This window comes from Lactobacillus sp. (assembly GCF_051873315.1).
In the GTDB taxonomy this organism is placed as follows: Bacteria; Bacillota; Bacilli; order Lactobacillales; family Lactobacillaceae; genus Lactobacillus.
The window spans coordinates 1-3,483 of sequence record NZ_JBJEES010000028.1 but is presented as its reverse complement, the minus strand read 5'-3'; the positions used below and the strand labels follow the sequence as shown (position 1 = coordinate 3,483).

At 51.4% G+C, this 3,483-nt stretch carries 3 protein-coding genes; all 3 read left to right on the top strand.

Annotated elements, in window-relative coordinates:
* Positions 1-334: 334 nt before the first annotated feature.
* Positions 335-2,317 (top strand): methionine--tRNA ligase, encoded by a 1,983-nt coding sequence (metG, locus tag ACI32D_RS01285; protein ID WP_439774856.1) that lies wholly within the window; start codon positions 335-337, stop codon positions 2,315-2,317.
* The gene (locus tag ACI32D_RS01280) at positions 2,317-3,096 is read left to right on the top strand and encodes a TatD family hydrolase (RefSeq protein ID WP_439774855.1); all 780 of its coding nucleotides are present in this window, start codon (positions 2,317-2,319) and stop codon (positions 3,094-3,096) included. Before metG ends, ACI32D_RS01280 begins: the two co-directional genes overlap by 1 nt.
* A partial coding sequence (locus ACI32D_RS01275; protein WP_439774854.1) for a toprim domain-containing protein occupies positions 3,080-3,483 on the top strand: 404 nt, incomplete at its 3' end. The genes ACI32D_RS01280 and ACI32D_RS01275, both read left to right, overlap by 17 nt.

Here is a 3,483-nt window from a genome sequence, read left to right as displayed (position 1 = left end):
CACCTCTTTTCGACAAGCATATTTTAGCACGTATCCCAGCTCTTTTCCAAACATATGTTTGAAAAAGAGTCGAAAATATGTGTTGCATCTTTTGATTAAAATCATAGGCGCAACACACTTAACTTCTATTAAGATAGAATTGATTTTCTTTCGCAAGCACATTAAGCTATATTTTTCGATATAGTTCTATATTACTTGTTACTAATTAGTAGCTCTTTAGTAAAAAGGCCGTTCTTTTTTGCCCCAAAGCCCGTTAAATCGCCGATCCGCTTTATAAGGTAAGGCTTTTTGTTGTATGATAGAGAGTATAGAATTTTTGAGGAGATCAAGCACTATGGCAGATAACAAGAAAACTTTTTACATTACCACGCCAATCTACTATCCGTCTGGCCGTTTGACCATCGGCAACGCCTACACGACGGTAGCAGCGGACACCATGGCCCGCTACAAGAAGTCCCGCGGCTATGACACCTTCTTCTTGACCGGGACTGACGAACACGGCCTGAAGATCGAACAAAAGGCTGAAAAGCTGGGCATGAAGCCTAAGGCCTACCTGGACGGCATGGTCAAGGACATCAAGGAACTGTGGAAGAAGCTGGACATCAACTACGACAAGTTCATCCGGACCACTGATGAAGAACACGTCAAGGCTGTCCAGAAGATTTTTGAAAAGCTGAAGGCCTCAGGCGACATCTACCTGGGTGAATACACCGGCTGGTACTCAGTTGAAGATGAAGAATACTTCACTGAATCCCAGCTTAAGGAAGTCTTCAGAGACGACAAAGGCAACGTTGTCGGCGGGATCGCCCCATCTGGCCACGAAGTTCAATTGGTTAAGGAACCATCCTACTTCTTCAAGATGAGCAAGTACGCTGACCGGCTTCTCCAGTACTACAAGGACCACCCGGAATTCATCCAGCCAAACTCCCGGGAAAAGGAAATGGTGAACAACTTCATCAAGCCTGGTCTGGAAGACTTGTCAGTTACCCGGACCACGGTTGACTGGGGGATCCCGGTGCCAAGCGACCCGAAGCACGTTGTTTACGTTTGGATCGACGCCTTGGCCAACTATATCACTGCCTTGGGCTACGGGTCAGAAGACGACTCCCTCTTCAAGAAGTACTGGCCAGCTGACGTCCACCTGGTTGGCAAGGAAATCGTCCGTTTCCACACTATTTACTGGCCAATCATGCTGATGGCCCTGGACTTGCCACTGCCTAAGCAGGTCTTCGGCCACGGCTGGGTCTTGATCTACAAGGACAAGATGTCCAAGTCCAAGGGTAATGCCGTTTATCCGGAATCCTTGATTTCTCGCTACGGCCTGGACCCGGTCCGCTACTACTTGATGCGGGCTATCCCGTTTGGGGCTGACGGTTCCTTTACTCCAGAAGACTTCGTTGAACGGACCAACTTTGACCTGGCCAACGACCTGGGCAACCTTTTGAACCGGACTGTTTCCATGATCAACCAGTACCAAAAGGGCCTGGTTGCCCCAGTTGACCAGGAACAGGACAAGTACGGCAAAGACCTGGCTGCCGTTGCCGCCAAGGCGATCAGCGACTACTACGACAACATGGACAAGATGCACTTCTCCAACGCTTTGGAAAACGTCTGGCAGCTGATTTCCCGGGCCAACAAGTACATCGATGAAACTACCCCATGGGTTTTGAACAAGGAAGGCAAGACTGAAGAACTTTCCAGAGTCATGAGCAACCTGGCTGAAAGCCTCCGTCTGGTCGCCATCATGATCGCTCCAGTCATGACTGAAACTCCAGCCAAGATGTTCAGCCAGCTGGGCCTGGACTGGGAAGACGAAAGCCAAAAGGACTTGAAGTTCGGCGGCTTTGCCTGGGATGTGAACGTCGTTGCCAAGCCAACCCCAATCTTCCCACGCTTGAAGAATGATGAAGAAGTGGCCTACATCAAGGAAGAAATGAAGAAGGCCAAGCCAAAGAAGCAGTCAAGAAGAGAACAAAAGCAGGAAGAAAAGCAGATCACGATCGATGATTTTGACAAGGTCAAGATCCAGGTCGGCAAGATCCTGTCCGTTGAACCAGTTCAAGGGTCAAGCAAGCTCTTGCTGTTCAAGCTGGACTTCGGCAAGACCGGCGAGCGGCAGATCTTGAGCGGGATCCGCAAGTTCTACCCGGATGAAAGCATCCTTTTGGGCAAGAAGGTTCTGGCCGTAACCAACCTGAAGCCGCGCAAGATGCTGGGCCATGAAAGCCAGGGCATGCTCTTGTCCAGTGAAGCTGACGGTGATGTCAAGCTGGCCCTGGTCGGCGATGAACACCCGGTGGGGGCTGAACTGGGCTAATGAAGATCTACGACAACCATACCCACTTAAACGACAAACCTTTTGCCGGAAAAGAAGCCGAGTACATTCAAAAGGCAAAGGATTTGGACGTGGTTGGGATGAACTGCGTGGGCCAGGACCCAGAAATGAACCTGGGCGCCCTGGAATTAGCCAAGCGCTTTGCCAATGTCAGGGCTATCATCGGCTACTGCCCGGACGTGGCTAAGGACTATGACCAGGCAGCCGAAGACTTGCTGGTTGAGCAGGCTAAAAGCGGCCAGGTAGTTGCCATTGGGGAAATCGGCCTGGACTACTACTGGGACGAGTCGCCCCGGGATGTGCAAAGGGAAGTTTTTGCCCGGCAGATTGAAGTTGCCCACGCTTTGAAATTGCCGGTAAACATCCACACCAGGGATGCCTTTGAAGACTGCTGGAAGATCTTGCGAGAAGCCAATTTGGAATACGGGGCGGTTTTGCACAGCTACAACGGAGGCCCGGAATGGACGGAAAAGTTCCTGGACTTGAACGTGAACTTTTCTTTCTCCGGGGTCGTTTCCTTCAAGAAGGCTACTGAAGTGCATGAGTCAGCCAAGATGGTTCCCCTGGACCGACTTTTGGTTGAAACTGACGCGCCATTTTTGACCCCGGTGCCTTACCGGGGCCGGCAAAACGAGCCTGGCTATGTCCGCTACGTCGCCCAGGCGGTCGCGGACTTGAAGGGGCTGGACCTGGCCGAAGTAGCTGAGGCAACTTATGCTAATACAATGAGGATTTACGGATTAAATGCAGAAGAATTTTAACGCCGTCGTTGTCGTGGAAGGCAAGGACGATACGATTCGCTTAAAGCAGTTTTTTCCAGGAATTGAGACGGTCGAGACGAATGGCTCGGCCGTTTCTGATGCGGTCCTGGCCAAGCTGAAGAAGCTGGCCCAAAGCCGCGAGATTATCGTTTTTACCGATCCTGACGTCAACGGCGAGCGGATCCGCCGGATAGTGACCGAAGCCGTGCCAACGGCCAAGCAGGCCTTTATTACCCGCAAGGAAGGCGAGCCTAAGAAACAGGGCAGTCTGGGGGTAGAGCACGCGTCAAAGGAAGCTTTAGAGCGGGCCTTGAGCGATTTGCGCGAGGTCCAAGCGGAAAAGGCTGACTTTGACTACGGCGACTATGTCGACTTGGGCCTGGCTAT

What these genes read in the sequence shown, in the direction of transcription:
- ACI32D_RS01280 (WP_439774855.1), top strand. Translation starts at nt 2,317, where the DNA reads ATGAAGATCTACGACAACCATACCCACTTAAACGACAAACCTTTTGCC.
- metG (WP_439774856.1), top strand. Translation starts at nt 335, where the DNA reads ATGGCAGATAACAAGAAAACTTTTTACATTACCACGCCAATCTACTAT.